Origin of the sequence: Thiomonas sp. X19 (genome assembly GCF_900089495.1) — a bacterium.
In the GTDB taxonomy this organism is placed as follows: domain Bacteria; phylum Pseudomonadota; class Gammaproteobacteria; order Burkholderiales; family Burkholderiaceae_C; genus Thiomonas_A.
In genome coordinates, this window is record NZ_LT605203.1 from 2,298,617 (window position 1) to 2,318,942 (window position 20,326).

Sequence of the window (20,326 nt, forward strand, 5' to 3'; positions counted from 1 at the left end):
GGCGGGCGGTTTCAATCTTGCCGAGAAGCGCCGTCTTGTTCCAAGGCGCGAATGACGGTTGCCGGCACGCCCGCCACGAAGGTGTTGGGCGGAACGTCCTTGGTGACCACAGCTCCTGCTCCAACCACTGAATTCTCACCCACGGTGACGCCGCCAAGGATCGTCGCGCCAGTGGCGATCCAGACGTTCCTTTGAATGATGATTGGTTTCGCCTCGATGTAGGCACGCCGCTGCGACGGCTCCAGCGCGTGGCCGGCGGTGATGATGTTCACGTTCGGCCCGATCATGACGAGGTCGGCGATGTCCACCCCGCCCATGTCGTAGATGGTGCAGCACTGGTTGATGAACACCTTGCGCCCGACCCGTATCCTGGTACCGCCAGCCGTATAGAATGGCGGGATCAGGCTGAAGGTCTCGTCGACATCCTGACCGGTCAACTCGCTGAAGATCTCCCTGACCCTGATGGCATCATCGAAGGCAAGCTTGTTCAGTTCAGCGGTCAGGCGCATGGACCGCCTGACGCGATCCACCTCCGCGCTCCACTTCGGGCTTGACGTCGATATGCGGGTCACCACAGGTGATTTCCTTGTGTCCATGCAAGACTCATCCGTTGTTCGCAACGCAGTGCCTGCACGCCTGCGAGGCGCAGTTCATTCCAGGGCACGTCGGCAGGTCTGGGGGTGGGGCCGTCGCTCCAGCGGATGTTATCGGGCAACGTGGAACGGACGGAACTGGCCGTGAACGGCCCGATCGCTTGACCGATCCCAACAAGCAAGCAATTTCAACCCTCCATTCCAGATACTCCTTTATTTCATGGTTTGCGGCCCTTCGGCATCGCATGCAAGCGGGTCGTCCGCTTGCTCGTCCGCACTCATCATGAACAAACGCATCCTTGCCTCTGCCCTTGCCTCCGTCTTTCTTGCCCCTGCTGCCTTTGCCGGCGGTCTTGGCGTCTCGGCTGGCATTGCTACAACCAACATTCATGCTGGCAGCGCCTCGTCTGTGTCCGTGCCCGAAGCTGTGCTCGGCGTCTCCGACCAACTCGGTTCCGTCCTCGTCGGTGGCAACTTCGCCCAAGGCCACGGCCAGGGTGTGCATGTACATCAGTTCTCCGGTTTCGCTGATCTGCCCGTCTCGGTGGGACGGGTTGTCGCGGTGCCCTACGCCGAACTCGGCTACGACAGGATCGGTGCTTTCGCCGTGGATCACACGGCTGTCGGCGTCATGGCGCAGACCAACACCGCCCCTGTGCAGGTGTTCGGTGGCATGAAGGTGGTTCGCACGTTCGGCGTTCAGGGCCTTGCCGGCGCGGAAAACGGCACGTATGCCGGCGCCGATCTGGGTCTTGGCTTCACCGCCGGGCCTGGCGCGGTGCAGGTCGCCGATGACTTCACGCGTTTGCCAACCTCGGCTAGCGCCAACACGGATGTTGGTCGCTTTTCGGTCGGCTATCGCGTGGCGTTCTGATTTTTGTGCCGTCCAGCCGCAGGTGACGCGCAACAGCGGCAGCGCGCAACGGGTTCAATCCCTTTGCGTGGGGCATCCTGCCTGGGTGCGCGCCGCCTGGCCCACGTCACGGGCCACACACCTTCCCTGAAGCCCGCCGCGTGCGGGCTTCTTCCGTTTGGTTTGCGCCCCCTCGCGATAAGCCTCCATCGGAACGTCTTTCGCCGATGCGGCATGGGCTGTTGATGCACACCGCCCACACAACGCCACGCCATTCAACCCCAGGGGCAAAGAACATGGCTGCAACCTCACACCAACCCACGCTGTATCACATCCCGCGCGCGCAGAAGGACATGACACGCTTCGTCTGGACGGCCCTCGGCCTGTTCGTGATGATCGTCCTGCTGTCGTCCTGGGCCGCGACCGAGTACACCGCCTGGGCGCTGCAATGGAGCGTCACGCTGGGCAAGCCCATGCTCGGGCGGTTTGTGTACTTTCCGTTCGACATCCTGGTGTGGACGTGGACATTCAACTCGCCAGCCTATGGCGCTGCAGTGATGACCGTCTTCGAGCATGCGCACCTGATCATGGGTGTGGGCGGCTTCCTGTCGCTCGTCCTGCCGGTGGCGCTGATGTTCCGGCGCACGCGCAAGATCGAGGGTGAAAAGAACGACCTGCACGGCTCGGCGCATTGGGCCTCGCCCGATGAGGTGGCCGAAACCGGCCTGCTGCCGACAGAAAAGAACGCTGGCGGGGTGTTCTTCGGCAACTTCGAGGATCACTACCTGCGCCACGCCGGGCCGGAACATATCCTGGCGTTCGCGCCGACGCGCTCGGGCAAGGGCGTGGGCATCATCCTGCCAACCCTGTTGTCCTGGAAGCACTCGGTGCTGGTCAACGACATCAAGGGCGAGTGCTGGCATTTCACGGCAGGCTGGCGCAGCACGATGCTGGGGCAGCGCTGTATCAAGTTCGATCCGGCCAACCCAGGCTCGGCACGCTTCAACCCGCTGGCCGAAATCCGGCTGGACGGCAATCTGATCAAGGACGTGCAGAACATCGCCACCATGATCGTCGACCCGGACGGCAAGGGGCTGAACGACCACTGGGCGAAGACGGGCTTCGACCTGATGACGGGCGTGATCCTGTTCGTGCTGCTGTATGAGCCGATCCGGGACAAGTCGCTGGCGACGGTGCAGGCCATCCTGTCCGACGGCGGACCGATCCGGGAGCTTGCCGAGCAATTGTCGGGGGGCGATGGAGGAGGTGATGGTGGGAGCGGGGGTGGGGGTGGCGGTCCGAAGATCGAGGGGTCGGCTGCGGTGATGATGGTGATCAAGGACACCTCGCACGCTGTCCTGGCGGATGGCCTGGCCGACGAGTTCACGGCGCATGGCTGGCGTGCGGCGGCACAGGCGGCGCAGTCATTCCTGAACAAGGCGGGCAACGAAGCGTCTGGAGTGAACTCCACGGCGTTGTCCTTCCTGTCGCTGTACCGCGACCCCATCGTGGCGGAGAACACGCGGGTGTCGGACTTCACGCTGGAGTCCCTGATGCAGCAGCCGACCAGTCTGTACCTGGTGGTGTCGCCGTCGGACAAGGATCGGCTCAAGCCCTTGCTGCGCCTGATCCTGAACCAGACCGTGCGGCGCCTGACGGAGAGCATGGACTTCGACGCCGGCGGTGGCAAGTCGCGCTATCCGCACCGGCTGCTGCTGGCCATCGACGAATTCCCGTCGTTGGGCAAGCTGGACGTGTTCCAGGAAGCGTTGGCGTTCATCGCGGGCTACGGCATGAAGGCGCTGCTCATCGTGCAGGACCTGAGCCAGTTGTATGCGGCCTACACCAAGAACGAATCCATCATCAGCAACTGCCATATCCGCATCGCCTACGCGCCCAACAAGATCGAGACGGCGGAGCTGCTGTCGAAGATGGCGGGCACCGCGACGGTGGAGCACACCCAGCGGCAGTATTCGGGCAACAGGTTGGCCGTGGTGCTGCAGAACGTCAACACCAACGAGCAGATCGTGCAGCGCCCGCTGCTGACGGCCGACGAGTGCATGCGCCTGCCGCCCGAGGACGAGCTGGTGTTCGTCGCCGGGCACGCGCCGATCTATGCCAAGAAGATCATTTACTACGAAGACCCGGAGTTCGCGGCGCGGTGCGCGATTGCGGCGCCTGTAGCGACAGGCAGGGGCAAGGATTGATCTGCGCCGGTTGAATCCACATGGCCCGCCCGGATGCGCTTCGGGTTTTCTTATTTGGAGAACAACATGCTTACCATCTTCTCGCGCCGCCTCCACTGGAACCGCCTTACTTGGCCGCTGATCGCTGGCACAGTCGTCGCGTCGGTCATCGGCTCGGCTTTCGCCGCAGGCTGGCGCATCAACGTCACACCGAGCGAGCCAGTTGGGGTCTACCGCATGACGCCTGTTACTTCAGACACAGCGATCCATCGCGGCGATCTGATTTCATTCTGCCCGCCTGTGAATCTGGAGCCGTTCATGGTTCCTGGTTCGTGCCCGAATGGCGGCGCGCCATTTTTGAAGGAGGTAGTCGGCTTACCAGGCGACGTGGTGGACGTGATGGCAGCAGGGGTGACGATCAATGGACGGATGCTGCCTTTGAGCGAACCGATTGCGCATCCGCGCCTGTGGCCGGGTCTGACGTTGCCGATGGATTTCGGCATGACGAAGCTTGGGCCTGGGCAGTATTGGACGTATGGGTCAGGGCTGCCGAAATACTCGTTTGACAGTAGAAATTGGGGGGTTGTGGAGCGCGCGGAAGTGCTTGCTGTAGAGCGCATCTCTTGATGAAGAATTGCGATTTCGTCCCGAGGTCATCGAGGCGCAGCTTGCCCATTCCGTGCGTGATCCGCTGGGCCGCGCCTACAACCGCACCAAGCACCTTGAAGAGCGCACGGCGATGATGCAGGCGTGGAGCGATTGGCTTGATGCGCAGGCAGGGCTGGGCTGACAGGGCGAGAGACCGTCGCCGGTATATCCAACACATTGCCCCTGACGACAGAAAAGACCACACATGCCCTTCCTCGATTGGGTCAACAAGAACCAGGCCAAGGAAACGTCGCGCGACGTGCCTTACCACCTGCGCCACCAAGAACAGACCTTTGGCGACGCTTCCGAAAACCTCCTGATCCAGGGTGATCCCAGCGCATACTGAAAACAGACGCAGCAACCCCGAATTCCTCCAAGTCCGTACAGGCGGAGTGACTCTCTGTTGGGAGAAGAACACGCGCCATGTTTTTCGCGATTCGCCTGATGCAGCACATGACGCGATGAAGAAATGAGACCCTTTGAATCACCAAGTCGCTCGAGTATGGATGCCTACGAAGGCGGGCACGATCAGATAAGATCGAAAGCTGCGAAGATTAGGCTATAACGTGTCGCTGGCGCCCGACTCGCTTGCGGCCGGGGCATATCGGCGACCTTATACCAATGAAAACAAGATTTGATGTTGCGGCAGGGTGAGATTCCCGTAGTCGACTTGTTCGCCGGGCCGGGGGGGCTTTGCGAAGGATTTTCGTCCCTCTTGGACGAGGAGGGGCGCCCGCGATTCGCCGTCAAGGTGTCCATCGAGAAGGACCCCGTCGCGCACTCGACCTTGATGCTGCGCGCACTGTTTCGCAAGTTTCCCAATGGGCAAGCCCCCGAAGCGTATTACGACTACGTTCGCGGAGCCATCTCGCGCGAGACGTTCATGACACACCGCGATATCCGCATGGCGGCGTGCGAGGCTGCTAGCGAGGCAAGGTGCGCCGAGCTCGGAGCCACGCCCCACGAGCAGGTCGACGCCTGGATAGCCTCGGCCATCGGCAAACGATCCGATTGGGTCCTCATTGGCGGGCCGCCTTGCCAAGCCTACTCGCTCGCGGGTCGATCTCGGCTGAGGGGCAAGGATCCCGTCGCGTTCGAAAGCGACAAGAGGCACTTCCTCTACACAGAATACCTTCGGATCATCCAGCGGTTCATGCCCTCGGTCTTCGTGATGGAAAACGTCAAAGGGATGCTCAACTCGAAGCATGGTGGCAGCCCCATATTCGACAGAATCCTCTCCGACTTGACCGAACCCAAACCTGGGTTGAGCTATCAGGTGCGTTCTCTTGTGGTCGACGGCAACGAGCTCGACCCCGTCGACTTCGTCATCAAAAGCGAGCTCTACGGCATCCCGCAATGCCGGCACCGGGTCATCCTCTTCGGAATCCGATCCGACGTGGCCTTGGGGACAAGCGCGCTTGAAGAGACTCCCAAACAGTTCCTGCTTAGAAAAGCCAACGACAAAGTGAGCGTCAACGAAGCGTTGGCGGGACTGCCCGCGCTTCGCAGCCGATTGTCCAAGGAGCAGGATTCGCACGAGGCTTGGGTTTCGGCCCTACGCAAGGCTCCCGAGAGCCTCAAAGGCTGGCACTTGGAGCTTCGCGCCACGATTGAAGAGGCGATGGGAATCGCAGCGAGCGACGCGGAACTCCACATGTCGGCAGGGGCTAGGTTCATCCCGATGGTGAAAGCTCCGGGCGGGGCCATGCCTAGGGAGTTGCAGCAGTGGATTCTGGACCCAAGGTTAGGCGGGGTCATCCAACACGAGACCCGGTCCCACATGCGAACGGACCTCTACCGCTACCTCTTCGCGTCCTGCTTCGCCGAGGCCGTGACCTATGGACCAAAGCTTCGCAACTTCCCGCCCAAGCTTCTTCCAGATCATGTCAACATCGACGCAGAGGAGATCCCCTTCGCAGACCGTTTTCGCGTCCAAGTTGGCGGCGAGCCGTCGTCGACGGTCGTCGCACACATCAAGAAGGACGGGCACTACTACATTCACCCCGATCCGTCCCAATGCCGAAGCCTCACGGTGCGTGAAGCCGCCAGGCTTCAAACCTTCCCCGACAACTATTTCTTCGAAGGCACGCGCACCGAACAATATGGGCAGGTCGGAAACGCCGTCCCGCCGCTATTAGCCCGCAAGATCGCCAAGGTGATCCACAAGTTCCTGTCTTCCCCACGAGGCTTGTGACCTCGGCGCGCCGAGTGCGGCTCCGAAACGAAGCAGGTAAGTGAAGCGAGCGAAAAGCCGCTACGCTTGACGTGATCCCCAGCACGAACCCAAAGCTCGCCCCGTACCTCGGGCGCAGCATCATCAGTCAGTCAGGTCCATCCCACTCCGCATGGACACCTCGTGGAGGAGCATGTTGGCGTTGCAAAAACCGTGGAAGTGACACAAGCCTGAGCAGGGTTCCGCAAGATTGCGACGGATAAATTCGCCCATCTTCTTCTCTGGCGACAACATTGACCACGGAACGCCGGTAAATTCAAGGGCAATCGAATCGACGGTTGACAGCACGACAGGCATGAAAATTGCATTTGTGCCGCGCTTTGTGCGATCGCTTCTACTTCGACATGCCGCTGATCTCTCCCGAAGCTGCATCGCCTTCGATCCAGCTTCGCAACTCTTGTTGGAGGGTTAAAGCCGCATTCAGACTTCGAGTCGCGCATTCCCAAACACAAAGGACACGCCAGCCCATGGCGCCCAATCTATCCATCGCACGCTTGTCGCGCTCGACATTAGCTTGAAGCTTGGCCTTCCAGAAGTCGGGCCGGGTCGAGGGCTCCTTGGCGTAGCGGCATCCCTCGTGGGAATGCCAGAAGCAGCCATGGGCGAAGATGGCAATCTTGCGTCCGGGCATGACGATGTCGGGTGCGCCCGGCAAATCGCGTCTGTGGAGCCGAAATCGGTATCCAGCCGCAAACAGGGCTTTTCGAACAAGGATTTCTGGCTTCGTATCCTTGCCCCGAATGCCGGACATCATCCTGCTTCGGACCGCGGGCGAGACAACATCGGCCATCGATTTCGGGGCCCGTCAGCCCGCCTTCACTTCGGGGATCTTGGACGCAGGAGCTGAGTAGCTCGCGCCCATCACGGCCTCCTTGCACTCGGGCCGCTTGGCCCATTCGGACACCATGCGACCGCCTGCGGAGACGTGCAGGATGTCGTTGACCTCGCGCGCCCACGTGGCGATCTGTGCCAGCAACTCCCGCGAGAGCGCCTGCTTGACCCAAATCATGTCGAGGTCGATACGACTCCCGAGCGTCGCTGCAAGCACTGAGACCGTGTAGGCGGTGACGTTGGCTTGGAACGCTTGGAACATGGGGCGCAGAAGCTTCTGGGTTTCCCGGTAGATCTTGGCCTTGGCGATCATGGTCTTGTAATCGGCGGCCATCGGAAGCGGAACCTCCTGGCCATTGGCAGGAGTCAGCTCTGCCATGAAGCGGTCGAAATTCTTTTGGGACCCGAGGCTGACCACGTCGGGCTTGCAATCCCACGCGTTGATGTATTTGGCCAATTCGGTCTTGGTGATGCGCCGGGAAGTGGGGATCGCGTCCTTCAACGCTCTGAGCCTCGCCGGCGTCGTTCCCTCGCGAGCCAGCAGCGTGTTGTAGCTGCCGGCGGCGCGTTCGTAGAACCACTGGCTTGAGCCGTCTGGGCAATAGACGGTCCGAGAGAGCCTTTCGATCTCGACATGGAAGGGCTTGTTGGCCGAAAGGTCCGACTGGCGCACCGCATTTTGGCTGTTTGCATAGCGCGAGATGTCGGAGACCAAGGACTCCTCCTTGACGGAGTCCTGAGTCTTCATGACGATGATCTTCGCCGGGACCCGAACGTGCGAAAGGTCAGTGTCGGGATACTTCTTCTTGGTGAAGTAGAGCGACGCTGTAGTCTGCCCCCCGTTGACGATTTGCAGCCCTTGGAGCCAGGCGATGCCCTGCGAACCGTCATCGGTCCTGGCCATGCGCATTTCATCGGCCACGATCACGATTCCGTTATTGTAGGCCATGAATCGCCTGGGAGATTCGCGCAGGGTCTTCTGGATGCCGGCGTTGACCCCCTTGCCCTTGACGCTGAGGAACGAGCGGACGTTGGCCTCCAAGAGGCGCGCGCCGAACTTCTCGTAAAGCAGCCGCAAGGCCTCGCCCGGGATGGCCGTGAGGGCATAGTCGTAGTCGTCGCTGTCGCCGGGAACGAACACGCAGGGCAGAGGGGAACCGGAGACTTCGCCGAAATCGACCGACAGCTCGTCGCGTGGCTTGCCTTCGGAAGTATGCCGATGCAGTCGCTCAATGTCCATGACTTCAAGACGCACGGCCTTGCCGCCGACCTCGCGCGTCTGGAAACTCTTGGACTTGGCGACTCTGTCGGTGATCACGAAAACGCGGACCTGTTCGAGGTCGTCGTAGTTCGCTTGGATCGACTCTGCCAAGGATCTCACGTCGCTTGATGGGTCGAGCCTCGGCGCCATGCGGCCTTCCGCGCAAAGCGTCAAGAATTTCAAGCATTGCTTGAGCGCACCAAGGGTCTCGGAATCGGGTATGGGCGTTGGGTCCTCGACACTTGCGTAGAGGCTCACGAATAAGTCAAGCTGGTCGTTGTCATCGTTAATTGCGTATCCGCTCAGGCGCAGGTTCGCGTTGCCGAACATTCCCTCGTAATGGCACTCGACTGGTTCGAAAGTCATGCCGATCTCGGCCATGTGGTCCATCACGATCCCGCAAAAGACCAGCTCCTCGTAGAGCCCCCCGTCTTGCATCTGGGCTCGGACCGACGCGTATATCTGTCGCAGGAATTCAGGCAAGTCCATATTCAGATTGCTCCCAATTTTTTCAACGCTTGCTCGATTCCGACGTCCGCTCCGGGTGTCTTGTCAAGGTCGATTTCATACTTGGCCCGCATGATCCCCTCAGGCACCCTGCCGTGCGTGAGTCGCGGAAAGTCTCCGGCGACCTCGACGATGCGAGTCCCGGCAGAAACGAACCGTCTTGGATATCTGTCGGTGTGGGCATCGAAGTAGCCCGCCGCCACGAGACGCTCGGAGAGCAGTCTCTCGGCCTCTGCGTCGCCCTTGATGGCATGCCTCATGGCGTCGACATGGTCCGGCAGGCTTTGGCCTGACGCTATCTGACGCAGGCGTGCACTGGCAATGAACAGGGGCTGCCGGACCGAATCGTCCAATTGCTCCAAGGAGCCGATCTTGCTGGGAAAACCTTGCGCCGAAAGTGTCGCCTTCACTTCGAGCGACCCAGTCCCGATTTCGAAGTCCTGCGGGCTGTCAAGCGGCCCGACCCAGGATTCGATGGCGGTGGCGGCGGGGACACCGGCCTTGATGATCGCGGCAAGCAACATCAGCTCGCCGACCAAGCCGATCTCCTCTTCGTGGCCCAGCGCCTGTGCGCCTTTGCGCATGAACTCTTGCCACGCTCGCACGCGCCCAAGAAATACCCGTAGGAGCCGCAGCTCGTCCGTGTTGCCTTCGGCATCGAGCGCGCCAGTCACGTCGCAAACCATCGATGAGAACAAGCCGAAGTCTCCAGAGTCCTTGCGGCTCAGGGCTAGCCAGGTTGTCCCCACCTCGTGAAGGTCAACTCGCTCGATGTTGAAACCTTGGCCCTCGGGCAGCTTTTCGGCAGACGGTATAGCCGCGGCCGGGAACGCAGCCATGAGGGCCTCCTCGTTTCCTGGGGCGCGTCGTCCCGCAGCGAGGCGGCACTTGCCTGCGGGCGCAATCGGTATGAACTGCCACCCATGGCGGTCGCCGGCTCCCGAGAGCGAGCTCCACGCGACATCGAACTCGTCACTCCGACGCGCCATATTCCTTCTCCCAATAGAGGTGATCGACCTTGTATTCGACCTTCACGCCATCGCCCCCTTCGGTGGAGGGGAAACTGATGGCGAAGGCCATGATGGGCCTGTCCCAGCCCTCAGGCACGGCCTCGCCGGCGCCTGAGGGCGCCAGCGGATAGAGCATCAAGAGACCGGGAGCGGGGAGCCCGACCGCGCCGGCCATGCGTGCGTTGCGGATCTGCTTGCCGCTTGGGGCCTCGTGCTCCTTCTCGCTTCGATTCCGCGCGGGATCGACCTTCCAGGTCTCCTTGGTCTTCTCCAAGGCCGCCTTCCATTGCTCATATTCGAAGTCGATCGCCTCATCGGCGGGGTCGGTGAGCACGCCGATCCGATAGGCGTCCTTGCCGCCCGTGTTGATGCGGCCCGGGAACGTCGAGACCACGACGTCGTTGGCGAAGGCGAAGGGCTTGCCCGCCGGGCCTTCAGCAAGCAGGGCGATGTTCCAGCGAGTCAAATGGGCCGGCTGGAGCGAGTTCATCTTCTCGATGAACTCGGTGATGATCGAGCTGTTGATCCGCGAGAGGCCCGGAACTGTCTTGTAGCTTCGCAGGAATTCCAGAACGGCATCCGAGCCGACGTCCTTCCACAGCAGCGACCGCTTCCACGACTCGGCCTTCTGATCTCTCTTGCGCGCCGGATGCTCCTCTGTGGGCTTGCCCATTTGAGCGACGAGGGCCTTGGCCGCGTCCAAGTTACCTTCCAGGGTCTCCTCGTCGGTGAGGAACGTAATGGTCTGCGCCAAGCTTCCGCTGTATGAAAGTTTGAGCGTCCTCGCTGTGCGCATTTTTAGAGGTGAGGTCACCAGCATCACTGGGTGCGACTCCACTCTCAGGCCGTATTCGCTCGGCTTGGCACCCTGGGCTGCCATCGTGTCGAACTCCTCCCGAAGCTCCTCGGAGGCGTCGGCAATGTGTCCGAACCAATCCACAAGCTCTTGGGTTGTATAGAGCCGGCAGAGATCGATGTAGCCTGGTCGATAGCCGAACCAGCGGCCCATCTGCATCAGCGTGTCATACATCTTCGTCGTCCTGACGAAGTAGCTTGAACACAGTCCTTCGAGCGTCAGGCCGCGCGAGAGCTTCTCGCCGCCGATGGCGATGACTTTGAGCCCCTTGTCCTTGTTCTCGAAATAGTCGAGCGTGTCCTTGGCCGTACCGGTGATCTTGCGGATGTGGATTTCGGCGAGCGTCTTGGGAAGCTGCTCGGCGATCTCATCCCAGCTCGGGATCTTCTGCGGCCCTCCGTCCTCTTGGACGACTTGGGCCATCGCTTCGCATGTGGGCACAAAATCGTCGTCCCACAATCGCTTGTAGGAGGCCAGGGTCGCCTCGTGGTCGACGCGGCGGGAGATCCGCTGTTTCATCCGTTTGACATATTCCTCGACTTGCCGATGGACTTCCAACTGGACTCGGTTGTAGCGCGTGACGTGGATGAGCATCGATGAGTGCTCGGCACCTTGGCCCCTGCATGCCCGCGCGACGCAAGCCAGGACAAACGACTCGATGGCTTCCCTCAAAGACGGAGGGAGGATCTCTTGGCCCGCGTAGACGGGAATGTGATCCTTTTTGTGCTTGGGCAGCATCCAGCCGGTGGCCAATGGCTTGCCGTCGAGCTTGTCGACCTGGTCGGAAATGTCGCGCGCCAGGGGAAGGCCGCCCACGCGTCCGTTGGGCCCTTTGAGTCCGAAGACGCGCGCGGGGCCGACGTAGTTCGACGGAGCGGAGAGGTTCTTGATGAACGATTGCGGGAAGAGGTCTGGACCTTCGTCCTTCGTTTCATTCCTGCGATGGATGAAGATGTTGGCAAACGGGGTCGCGGTGTAGCCAACGTAGGCGGACTTGGAGAACGAGTAGAGGATTTTGCGGATGAGCCCGTTGATGGCCTTGGGCTGATGGTCGTCATCGGGGACGCCGTCCGCGCTGAAAAGCTGCTCACCCGTGTCGACCGAGGCGTGGTCGGCCTCGTCGTCGATCACGAGCAAGGGCAGGTTCGTGACGATCCTGCGCCCTGTCACTGGATCGGTCGTATTGGAGACGTGGTGGCCCTGAATCCATTTGAGAAGACGCCCGAGCACCGTCTTGTTCTTCTTGACTACAAATAGCCAAGGACGTTCCTCGGGGGAGATGGCGAAGTGCTTCGCGATGGCGGTATTGAAGTCACCACCTTCCTCGCGAGTGGTCGCGCAATGCGGATGGATGGTGGGGTCGCTGTCCTCCCAATAGACACCAATGGGTTTTCCGGGCTCCCGGTTCGGGGAGGTTTCGTAGCCGAGGAAGGCCTCTTCGAGCCGGATCTGTGTTTGCGACCTCAGGTTGTTATGGAGCCCCGCCAGCACGATGATGATCTTGTAGCCAGCGTCGGCCGCCTTGCAGATGAGGGCCGAATAGCTGCTGGTCTTGCCCGATTGGACGTGACCGACCACGAGTCCCCGTCGGTCCCACGAGCCCTCGCGTTTGGGATCCTCCAAGAGTTCGAGAATTTCGTCGGTTGATTTGTCAAGCTGGTCGACGACGGTGGAGGCGAGCTTTCTTTCGAGATGTCGGGCGAGCCGTTCCCAATACCGCCATCCGGCCTTTCTTTCTGGTGTCAGCCAATCAACGTGGCCGGTGTTGTCCTTCATCGTCGTGTCGGCGGGCATGAAGTGGCTCATGCGGCGCACAAGCTCTGCTAGCGCAGCGTCAAAGTCGACCTCCTTGAGCTCGGCCTTGGCCAGAAGACTCATCGAGAGCTTCAGCTTTTCGGCAATCAGGACAACTTTCGATTTGTTCTCGTCGCTTTCGCCTCGCATGAGCGTCTGGGCGATGCTCACGACCCGCTCCTGCGGTGAATTCGCTTCCTCCATGGGTCAGCCTTTCATGATTTTTGGGGTCGATTCGGCTTCGCCACGAGACCTTGGTCGAGCGTCGCGATCAAGGCGGGAAAGTTCTGGAAGGGCTCGGTGTGCAGAAGTGCGCGCTTCGCCCCTTCGGGGCTCATCCTGCGGCGCCCGATCATGTCCACGTAGAGTGTCCTCAACACGCCGGCCACTTCGTCGCTTGGCTCGCCCGTGAATCCAGTCTGCGGCGTGTCCTTGTTCTCCGCCGTGTCGAGCCAGATGCGTTGGACGGGGACCGTCTCCTCGATGACTCTGAGCATGCTCTTGACCAGCGGCAGCAACTCGCCTGCGTTTTCCAACACCGCCGCGACCGAGGGATGGGTCTCGGCGATTCGATAGCGCATGCCGTGGCGCAACTTCTCGACGCTCCATGCTTGGTCGATAGGGATCTTGTCTTGGCGCGATGCCGGGGCTCCGCGACTGGCGAACACGCGGCGCGCCAGCTCGCGAGTATTCTCGGCTAATAGCGTCAGCCTGGGCTTGACCGGAACCGGGGGGCGTGCCGTCGATTTGCGAACGTCGATCTTCCACTCGGCATCAACGGTGTTGGGGATGTCCAGACGAATGCGGGCCAGTCGATGGGACTCCTCGCGATTCCATGCGCGCGGCGATCCCAGGCCCAGCCAGCCGCCAGCAAGCAGCAGCCGCTCGTTTCGATAGACGTAAAAGCCCTGTTGGGCTGTCCATCCCGCAGGCCCCGCATTGGCCTCGAATTCAGCAGCCGTGAGCCTATCCTTGTGTGGCAGCACATGGCATTGAACTTCAACCGTACCGCAGCTCGTGTGGATTTTGGCGACCGGCGACGCCCACGGCTTGGCAGGATGCGCGGTCATGAAGGGATCCCACGGTGCCACGGGGTTTCCATTCAAAAGCAATCGCAGCCCCGCACGTGGGCCTTGCAGCAGGCGATGGAAGACCATGGCTAGGTGCGCGTCGACATCGTCGATGAGCGAGAGAAAGTCGTCGGGCTTGTAGCCGTCGGTGACGATTCGATCGAGCGTTTCCCAAAGGACAAGTGTTCCGGCATTCTTTCGATCCAGGGGAGCAAGGAAGGGCTCGGATCCGGGAGCGGGGCCTTCGAACAATAGCCACCCAGCGTCGGGGCGCACTGCGAGTTCTGTCAGATCCCAACGCAGGCAGCTTCGGACGCCGTTCTTGACGGTGGCGACGGTCAGCCGCCGGCATTGCGAAAAGGACGCCGTCTTCAGTCCCATGCCGAAGCGGCCGAGGTCGTGGGCGGCGCGCGCAGCCAGGGGATTCTTGTCGCCCAGGCGCATGGCGCTTTCAAGCTCCGCGTCCGTCATTCCACATCCGTCGTCAAGGACGGTGATGCGGCTATTGCTCCCGTCCCACGCGAAATCGATGCGGACTTCTTTGGCCGCTGCTGAAATGCTGTTATCGACGATGTCGGCCAAGGCGGTCGCCGTCGAGTATCCGAGGCCGCGGAGCGATTCGAGCATTGCGAATGCACGAGGCGGTGTACTTCTCGTCTTCTGGCTCATTTCCAAAGACCTTCTCCTGGCCAGACTACGAACCCCAAGCCGATAAGCTTCCGGATCATTTGGCGGTAGCGGTTGTCCGGAGTGTCGGCGATGTTGACCCATATCCTGCCGGAGGTTCCGTATCGGTCGTCGTCGACGATGAATCCCAACTCCTTGGCCTCCTCAAGGGCGAGATCCAGGTGCGACGAGGGGGCCGCAGGTCGGTCGGTGCCGCCGGCCGCGGTCGGGGCCGCTTCGCGCTTACCGGATTCGGTCGCTCGGGGCAAATCGGCTTCGACGTCCACGTCATCGCTTTCCGTCTCTGGCCGATCACCATAGGATTCAGGCAGACGACGCCCTTTAACTTCCCGCATCAGGGGCGCCGCCCGAGTTGGATGCTGCAAACGCTTGATGGCCTTCGCCTCGATCTGTCGGATGCGCTCCCTGGTCACTTCAAGCTGCATGCCGATTTCCTCGAGTGTCATGGAGTCGACCCCGAGACCGAAGCGCATCCGGACGACGCGCTCCTCCTTGCGGCTTAGTGTGGAGAGGATCCGATCGATCGACCCGATCAGTTCCCCCTCAGCAGTGATGTCCATGGGATCACGCGCAATGTAGTCGTCGCGGGCGTCAGCCGCGATCAGATCATCGAGGTCGAGCCCTTCGACGGACTCGGCGTCGTGGGCGATTCGAAGCAGGGCCTTGACCTTATCGGGTTCGATTCGCGCGCGCGAGGCGATTTCATCGAGCTCGGGCGGGCGTCCAGTCTCCCCCTGAAAGTCACTGGCGATCCGGGCGATCTTTTGCAATCGTTGATGGATGTGAACGGGAAGGCGGATCGTCCTCAGCTTGTCGGCGATGTGCCGGCTGATGTGCTGGCGGATCCACCACGTGGCGTAAGTGGAGAATTTGAAGCCCCGCCGCCAATCGTAGAGTTCGATCGCCCTGAGCAACCCGAGGTTGCCCTCCTGGATCAAGTCGTCGAGCAGTTCACCGCTGTATAGCCCTTTCAAGGCCAAGCTGAACACGAGCTTCAAGTTGGCAATCGCCATGCGGCCGCGCGCGCTCTGATGCTCGCGAACCGCCTCGATGAACTCCACCTCGGCGACGCTGCCACCTTCGCTCGCGAAGTCGGCGAGATCCACCAAGAAGCGCCGAGTCAGGCACAGGGACGCCAATGCAGATCGTGTTTCGCTCCAACTTGAACTGCCCTTGTTGGTGTCGATCGGCAGCTCGGAGAGTTTGTCGATCGAGATGAAGAAGTCGACGGCGTCTTGGGAATCGGGCGCGGCAGGCGACTCCAAATGAGCCTCCGGTTCAGAATGCGGCTCGGAGCCCTCGTCAGCGCCGATCAAGGTGAAGGCGGATGCAGACCCGACTTCGTCGTCGGCATCGGCTTCAACCTCGTGGGACTCAGATCGCGGCCCCAACGATATCCACGCGAAGGGCTTCTCCCCAGACTTGACCGCGCGGGCCGCATCCAGGGTCCTGCCAATGCCCCCTGGCCACGAAGCCAGCGCGTCCAAGGCCCGCTGCACGCTGTTCTCCATCGCTTGGGCCAGCTCGACCTCCTGCTCGGCGCTCAGGAGCTTCTCCCGTTGGATTTCGCGCTGGTAGATGCGAAGCGGCTCGTTGCGATAGCTGGTCAAGTCGCCAACGAAGGCCAATGCGTCGTCGACCTCGACCTCCTCGTCCGGTGCCTCCTCGGGGTTGACATCGACCTCGAAGTCGTCGAAAGGGGTTGAGTATTCGAATCGCTCGTCGAGCTCGGCTCCGAGATCGTTGAGCACCATGGTCAAAACGGTGATGACATCGCCCCTTGCCGCGCCGCGAGCATCATTCGAGAGGTTCTCGACAGCCATTGCTGGCACGCTGCCCTCGCGCAAGGCTCGCAACAGCATCAGGCGCAATCGCCTGCGCCATTCGGCGTCGTCCTCGCTCGGAAGCGGCGACGCCCTTTCGGGCAGGTAGGCTTCCAAATCGCCCCAATCCGCGGAGCTGTCGATCAGCTCAAATTCCGAGATGGCCGTCTGGATTGCGATCGCGGCTTCGGAGACGCTCGGATCCGCTTCGGGAGGCGGCCGTTCGACTTCGGGCTTCCAATCGGACATATCGAATTCGAATCCGTCGTCGTCGAATACCTGCTCTTGGCTCGGGGATTCACCTGTCTCGGCTGGTGCATCGGGCGAGGCGGGGTCATGGGGCTCGGCAGTCGCGGGCCTGGCCGACCCGATAATGGCAGCAGCCTCAACCGACCCGGCCTCGATTGCTATGGCGTGGGCATCTCGTCCTTTGGAGTCCGTCAACGCGTAGTCAGCGCCTGCGTCGAGCAGAAGCTTGCAGATCGAGGCTTTGTTGCGCGTGGCAGCCAGCATGAGCGGAGTCATGCCATTGGCGTCGCGCGCGTCGAGGTCATCGCCCCGCTCGATATGGATCTGAACGGCTCCCTCGGCGCCAGACATCACGGCCATCCTCAGAAGCCTGCTCAAGGGGTAAGCTTCGGAGCCAGTCAAATGGCTCACGCGGGCGCCTCCATCCAGACCTTCGGGGTTGTATCTTCCCCCGTTCGTCGATCGCGATCTCCAACGAGCATCGGCGCGTGGCACTCGTCATAGCCAGACAGCTCTGATGTCCCTGCGGCCATGTGGGCTCTGGAAGTTTGTGTTTCGGGAAATTCTACAGGCGTGGGAGCCGGCGGCACTTGTACAACCGCGCGGATGCAACCTTGCGATAGATCTGGCGATAGCAAAAGAATCTGGGCCTTCATATGGCCCTATACCGTCATGGTGAGCGAAAAAATTGCGAAGGGCATCTTCATGACCACGGGCAAATACACGGCTGAGGCTCTGACGTTCGCACAATCCAACCCGCTGCAATTGATCGACGGGTTCCATTTCATGGAGAAGATTTTCAGCCTGCCGGATGACGCCAGGCAACGATTGCTGCATATTGCAACAGACGGCGACTACAAGGTGCCGTCCTGTCCGTCCTGCGGCATCAAGATGGTGTTCCGGGAAGGCGCGCAAGGTCGCAAGTCATTCTGGGGATGCCAGAATTTTCCGCGTGAGTGCAGACAGAGGTTTTTCGGCGGGAGATAAAGTAACAGTAACGGGCAGCGTCGACAAATACGCATGTATTGCCCGAGTGCAAAGCCGCAGTGATCCAGCCCGTACGATAGGCATGCTTGACGCCCAAGACAGGTGTCTGACAGCAACAAGAACACAAACCTGGGAGGCAGTGTGCATTTTGGTCATCACACCTTCGCCAAGACGGTGGACGAGCATCTGCGGGAAATCGCTGCGCTAGCTCGCAACCCGCAGACACTTGTCTTTCTCGACACAAACATCCTTGCCTATCTAGTCGGCCCTGCAAAATTCACAATCCGTTTTCCGTTCGTCCATAGCGTTGAATACAACCCCATGGGCCGGCCGCGTCAGGATGGCCACGGTGGAGACCCAGTTCTCAGGCAAGCGCCTGAGCACGGCTGTGAGCGGAGCGTGAGGCATCGACAGCCCGCGCAGCCCGAAGCGCCTGGCGCAGTCGGCGCAAAAAAACCGGCCCCAGCCCCAGACGGGCGATGGCGCGCAGCAGCCAGCGCAGGTTGTAGCCTGCCGCGCAACTCAGGGCATGCAGCGCATCGCCCAATGCCCCTTGCAACCAGCAACGATCCAGGCGGTGATCGGCCTTCAAATGTCCGATGGCGGGTTCCACCGCCGAGCGGCGGCGCAGCCAGCCCCGGTGCTGCAGACTCATGCGCTTGAACTTGCCGCGGTGCAGGATGTGCTGGCCCGGGTTGTCGGCATCCACCCCGCGAAACCCCAGGTCGACGACGACGTGCTGGATCGCCACTTTCCAGTCCTGCATCAGGATGGTGGCCTGCTCCAGTGTGGCGCGCAGGATATGGCCGTCATACGGATTGCCAGGGAAGGTGCGCGCTCCCAGCATCAGCCCCTGCTGGTGGGAGACCACCACCGCGGTCTTCACACCAAACTCATACGGCTTGCGCGCCTTTCCGTCGGGTAAGAACACGCCGTTGCCGGCGTGTTCTCCCCTGAGAACCGTGCATGCGAGTTTCCCAGCACACGGCTCAAGCCTTCCAGCAGCCCGAGATCGGACCGGGTTCGTGACAACGGAATCAGTGGGCATTTGCACGACGCTGGAAGTATGCGGTCCATGCTGGGTCGAACGGGTTGGCATCGCTGCGAACCTTCGTGTGGCGCTTGATCGGCAGCCCGGCCAGCCGGAACAGCATCGGCCTGAAGGCCAATTCCGGCGGCTGATCGGCGCAGGCAAAGATCCAGTCGCGCAGACCCTGGCGCTCGAAGTACCGCGCCTTGATCCAGCGAAGGGGCTTGCGCGGGTGGCGGCGTTTGGCCCACACCCACAGCTTGGTCCACACGAGATGATCGATCCGTGAGAAGGTCGCCGCGGCCACGATATGCCGGTGGTACATCGCCCAGCCCCGAAGGATCGGGTTGAGCAACATGATCACCTGCGCTTGTGTGGCAGCCTTGTTCTTTCCCAGCACTTCACGCACCTTTTTCAGGAGCGAAGCCACGCTCTTGCGCGCGGGCTTGATCAGAAGTTTGTTCCCGTACTTGCGCACGTTCTGCCCGAGGAAGTCGAATCCTCGGCAGATATGCGTGATCCGCGTCTTCTCGGGCGCCAGTTGCAGGCCGCGCCCCGCGAGGAATGCCTCGACGGCCGGTTTGACCCGCTGCTCCAGCAGCTCCCGAGTTGCGCCAGTCACGATGAAGTCATCCGCATAGCGGACAACGTGCGCCTTGGCAGGTTGTCGCGCGTTCGGGCTGCGGCCGAGGGCCGAGCGCACCGCGTCTTCGATGCCATCCAGCGCCATGTTGGCCAGCACCGGTGAAGCAATCCCGCCTTGCGGCGTTCCTGCTTCAGTGGGGAACAGCACTCCTTGGTCGATGAATCCAGCACTCAGCCACTTGCGCAGAACGATCTTGTCCATCGGGATCTTCTTCAACAGCCAGTCATGACTGATGTTGTCGAAGCAGCCCCGGATGTCGCCTTCAAGAACCCACTGCGCAGAGTCGCGTTTGGCGAGTGCATTGAAGCAGTGCTCGATGGCATCGGCCGTCGATCGCCGGGGCCTGAAGCCATAGGAGTTCTTGTCGGCTGTCGTTTCCGCAACGGGGTTCAACGCCAGTAACCACAGCGCTTGCATGGCCCGGTCTCGCATGGTCGGAATGCCCAGCGGGCGCTTCTTTCCGTTGCTCTTCGGGATATACACGCGCCGCAGTGGTCGCGGCTGATAGCCCCTGTGTGTCAGTGCTTGCGATGCCTTCATCTTCGACATCGGAGTCTTCCAGATCTTGCCGTCAACGCCTGCCGTCCTCTTGCCTTCGTTCTCCGTCACTCGCTTCACGGCAAGCAGCTTGCCGCTATGCGAGCGGGTCAGCAGGTGTTGCAAGGCCTGGACCTTGTTCCACCTGCCAGCCTGTGTGGCCTTGGCAATACGCGCCTGTAGCCGCGTGACCTCTTCGTTGACCTGAGCCCAGTTGATCTGGTCCCAAGTCATCTCATCGGTTGGAGGCGCACCGGCATCCTCGGCACAGGCTCGCGCCCTTATCGCGGATACCGCCATCTGCCTTCCTCCTGATCGCGGTTTCTCAGTCTCTCTTGCCATGGAAGACCTGGCGGAAGTCAGCGCGCTTTCGCGCCGGGTGATGTCGCAACCCGTATCCGTTCGATTACAGAACGGCGTTCGCTTGCTCCGCTTTCCTTTACCCGCTGCGCCATCAGCCTTCCTTGCGGTTGGCCTGCCGTTGCCGGCGGCTCGTCGGGCTTACCGTGTTCCGTACACATCACA

At 61.3% G+C, this 20,326-nt stretch carries 15 protein-coding genes and 2 pseudogenes; 7 read left to right on the forward strand and 10 right to left on the reverse strand.

Going from position 1 to position 20,326, the window contains the following annotated elements; all coding sequences use genetic code 11:
• Window positions 1-11 precede the first annotated feature (11 nt).
• On the reverse strand, window positions 12-509 hold the full coding sequence (locus THIX_RS11005) for a sugar O-acetyltransferase (RefSeq protein ID WP_112486278.1): 498 nt from the start codon (window positions 507-509) through the stop codon (window positions 12-14).
• 367 nt (window positions 510-876) lie between these two features.
• Here THIX_RS11005 and THIX_RS11010 point away from each other — a divergent pair, with 367 nt between their 5' ends.
• The 6 genes and pseudogenes from THIX_RS11010 to THIX_RS11035 all read left to right on the forward strand — a co-directional run bounded on the left by THIX_RS11010 (window position 877) and on the right by THIX_RS11035 (window position 6,474).
• Window positions 877-1,467, forward strand: coding sequence for a hypothetical protein (locus THIX_RS11010; RefSeq protein WP_112486279.1), 591 nt, complete (start codon window positions 877-879; stop codon window positions 1,465-1,467).
• A 275-nt stretch (window positions 1,468-1,742) separates the two neighbouring features.
• Window positions 1,743-3,653, forward strand: coding sequence for a type IV secretory system conjugative DNA transfer family protein (locus THIX_RS11015; RefSeq protein ID WP_112486280.1), 1,911 nt, complete (start codon window positions 1,743-1,745; stop codon window positions 3,651-3,653).
• Between the two features lie 66 nt (window positions 3,654-3,719).
• Window positions 3,720-4,259 carry a S26 family signal peptidase gene (locus THIX_RS11020; protein WP_158540858.1) on the forward strand — a complete coding sequence of 180 codons (540 nt, stop codon included), beginning with the start codon at window positions 3,720-3,722 and terminating at the stop codon, window positions 4,257-4,259.
• A pseudogene (locus tag THIX_RS11025) lies at window positions 4,255-4,422 on the forward strand (integrase); the annotation flags it as partial. The gene THIX_RS11020 and the pseudogene THIX_RS11025, both read left to right, overlap by 5 nt.
• Before the next feature lie 63 nt (window positions 4,423-4,485).
• Window positions 4,486-4,626, forward strand: coding sequence for a hypothetical protein (locus THIX_RS11030; RefSeq protein WP_199195276.1), 141 nt, complete (start codon window positions 4,486-4,488; stop codon window positions 4,624-4,626).
• A gap of 405 nt (window positions 4,627-5,031) precedes the next feature.
• Complete coding sequence (locus tag THIX_RS11035; RefSeq protein WP_233224516.1) at window positions 5,032-6,474, forward strand: DNA cytosine methyltransferase; 1,443 nt, start codon at window positions 5,032-5,034, stop codon at window positions 6,472-6,474.
• Window positions 6,475-6,597: 123 nt separating this feature from the next.
• Here the strand turns inward: THIX_RS11035 and THIX_RS22985 are convergent, their stop codons facing one another.
• From THIX_RS22985 to THIX_RS11065, 7 genes are read right to left on the reverse strand one after another with little or no spacing between them, the layout of a single operon-like run.
• The gene (locus THIX_RS22985) at window positions 6,598-6,810 is read right to left on the reverse strand and encodes a hypothetical protein (protein WP_146748517.1); all 213 of its coding nucleotides are present in this window, start codon (window positions 6,808-6,810) and stop codon (window positions 6,598-6,600) included.
• A 37-nt stretch (window positions 6,811-6,847) separates the two neighbouring features.
• Complete coding sequence (locus THIX_RS11040) at window positions 6,848-7,303, reverse strand: very short patch repair endonuclease (protein ID WP_112486283.1); 456 nt, start codon at window positions 7,301-7,303, stop codon at window positions 6,848-6,850.
• A 15-nt stretch (window positions 7,304-7,318) separates the two neighbouring features.
• A complete protein-coding gene (locus tag THIX_RS11045) occupies window positions 7,319-9,094 on the reverse strand; it encodes an AIPR family protein (protein ID WP_112486284.1) in 1,776 nt (591 codons plus the stop codon).
• Between the two features lie 2 nt (window positions 9,095-9,096).
• Window positions 9,097-10,101 carry a PD-(D/E)XK motif protein gene (locus tag THIX_RS11050; RefSeq protein WP_112486285.1) on the reverse strand — a complete coding sequence of 335 codons (1,005 nt, stop codon included), beginning with the start codon at window positions 10,099-10,101 and terminating at the stop codon, window positions 9,097-9,099.
• A complete protein-coding gene (locus THIX_RS11055) occupies window positions 10,085-12,943 on the reverse strand; it encodes a Z1 domain-containing protein (RefSeq protein ID WP_233224517.1) in 2,859 nt (952 codons plus the stop codon). Before THIX_RS11055 ends, THIX_RS11050 begins: the two co-directional genes overlap by 17 nt.
• Before the next feature lie 44 nt (window positions 12,944-12,987).
• The gene (locus THIX_RS11060; protein ID WP_112486287.1) at window positions 12,988-14,469 is read right to left on the reverse strand and encodes an ATP-binding protein; all 1,482 of its coding nucleotides are present in this window, start codon (window positions 14,467-14,469) and stop codon (window positions 12,988-12,990) included.
• Between the two features lie 38 nt (window positions 14,470-14,507).
• Complete coding sequence (locus THIX_RS11065) at window positions 14,508-16,952, reverse strand: sigma-70 family RNA polymerase sigma factor (protein WP_158540859.1); 2,445 nt, start codon at window positions 16,950-16,952, stop codon at window positions 14,508-14,510.
• Between the two features lie 321 nt (window positions 16,953-17,273).
• Between THIX_RS11065 and THIX_RS11070 the strand changes: the two genes are divergently transcribed.
• Entirely contained in the window at window positions 17,274-17,588 is a 315-nt protein-coding gene (locus THIX_RS11070) for a topoisomerase DNA-binding C4 zinc finger domain-containing protein (RefSeq protein WP_233224518.1), read from the forward strand.
• Window positions 17,589-18,033: 445 nt separating this feature from the next.
• Here the strand turns inward: THIX_RS11070 and THIX_RS11075 are convergent.
• Together THIX_RS11075 and ltrA are read right to left on the reverse strand one after the other, a co-directional pair.
• Window positions 18,034-18,534, reverse strand: a pseudogene (locus THIX_RS11075) (transposase); the annotation flags it as partial.
• A 91-nt stretch (window positions 18,535-18,625) separates the two neighbouring features.
• Window positions 18,626-20,101 (reverse strand): group II intron reverse transcriptase/maturase, encoded by a 1,476-nt coding sequence (ltrA, locus tag THIX_RS11080; protein ID WP_112486291.1) that lies wholly within the window; start codon window positions 20,099-20,101, stop codon window positions 18,626-18,628.
• Between the last annotated feature and the right edge of the window lie 225 nt (window positions 20,102-20,326).

Excerpts from the sequence above, each read along its gene's own strand:
- THIX_RS11020 (WP_158540858.1), top strand. The coding sequence starts at position 3,720 with ATGCTTACCATCTTCTCGCGCCGCCTCCACTGGAACCGCCTTACTTGG.
- THIX_RS22985 (WP_146748517.1), bottom strand. The coding sequence starts at position 6,810 with ATGCCTGTCGTGCTGTCAACCGTCGATTCGATTGCCCTTGAATTTACC.
- THIX_RS11045 (WP_112486284.1), bottom strand. The coding sequence starts at position 9,094 with ATGGACTTGCCTGAATTCCTGCGACAGATATACGCGTCGGTCCGAGCC.
- THIX_RS11050 (WP_112486285.1), bottom strand. The coding sequence starts at position 10,101 with ATGGCGCGTCGGAGTGACGAGTTCGATGTCGCGTGGAGCTCGCTCTCG.
- THIX_RS11060 (WP_112486287.1), bottom strand. The coding sequence starts at position 14,469 with ATGCTCGAATCGCTCCGCGGCCTCGGATACTCGACGGCGACCGCCTTG.
- THIX_RS11005 (WP_112486278.1), bottom strand. The coding sequence starts at position 509 with ATGCGCCTGACCGCTGAACTGAACAAGCTTGCCTTCGATGATGCCATC.
- THIX_RS11040 (WP_112486283.1), bottom strand. The coding sequence starts at position 7,303 with ATGGCCGATGTTGTCTCGCCCGCGGTCCGAAGCAGGATGATGTCCGGC.
- ltrA (WP_112486291.1), bottom strand. The coding sequence starts at position 20,101 with ATGGCGGTATCCGCGATAAGGGCGCGAGCCTGTGCCGAGGATGCCGGT.
- THIX_RS11070 (WP_233224518.1), top strand. The coding sequence starts at position 17,274 with ATGGTGAGCGAAAAAATTGCGAAGGGCATCTTCATGACCACGGGCAAA.
- THIX_RS11010 (WP_112486279.1), top strand. The coding sequence starts at position 877 with ATGAACAAACGCATCCTTGCCTCTGCCCTTGCCTCCGTCTTTCTTGCC.
- THIX_RS11015 (WP_112486280.1), top strand. The coding sequence starts at position 1,743 with ATGGCTGCAACCTCACACCAACCCACGCTGTATCACATCCCGCGCGCG.
- THIX_RS11065 (WP_158540859.1), bottom strand. The coding sequence starts at position 16,952 with ATGTCTGGCGCCGAGGGAGCCGTTCAGATCCATATCGAGCGGGGCGAT.
- THIX_RS11030 (WP_199195276.1), top strand. The coding sequence starts at position 4,486 with ATGCCCTTCCTCGATTGGGTCAACAAGAACCAGGCCAAGGAAACGTCG.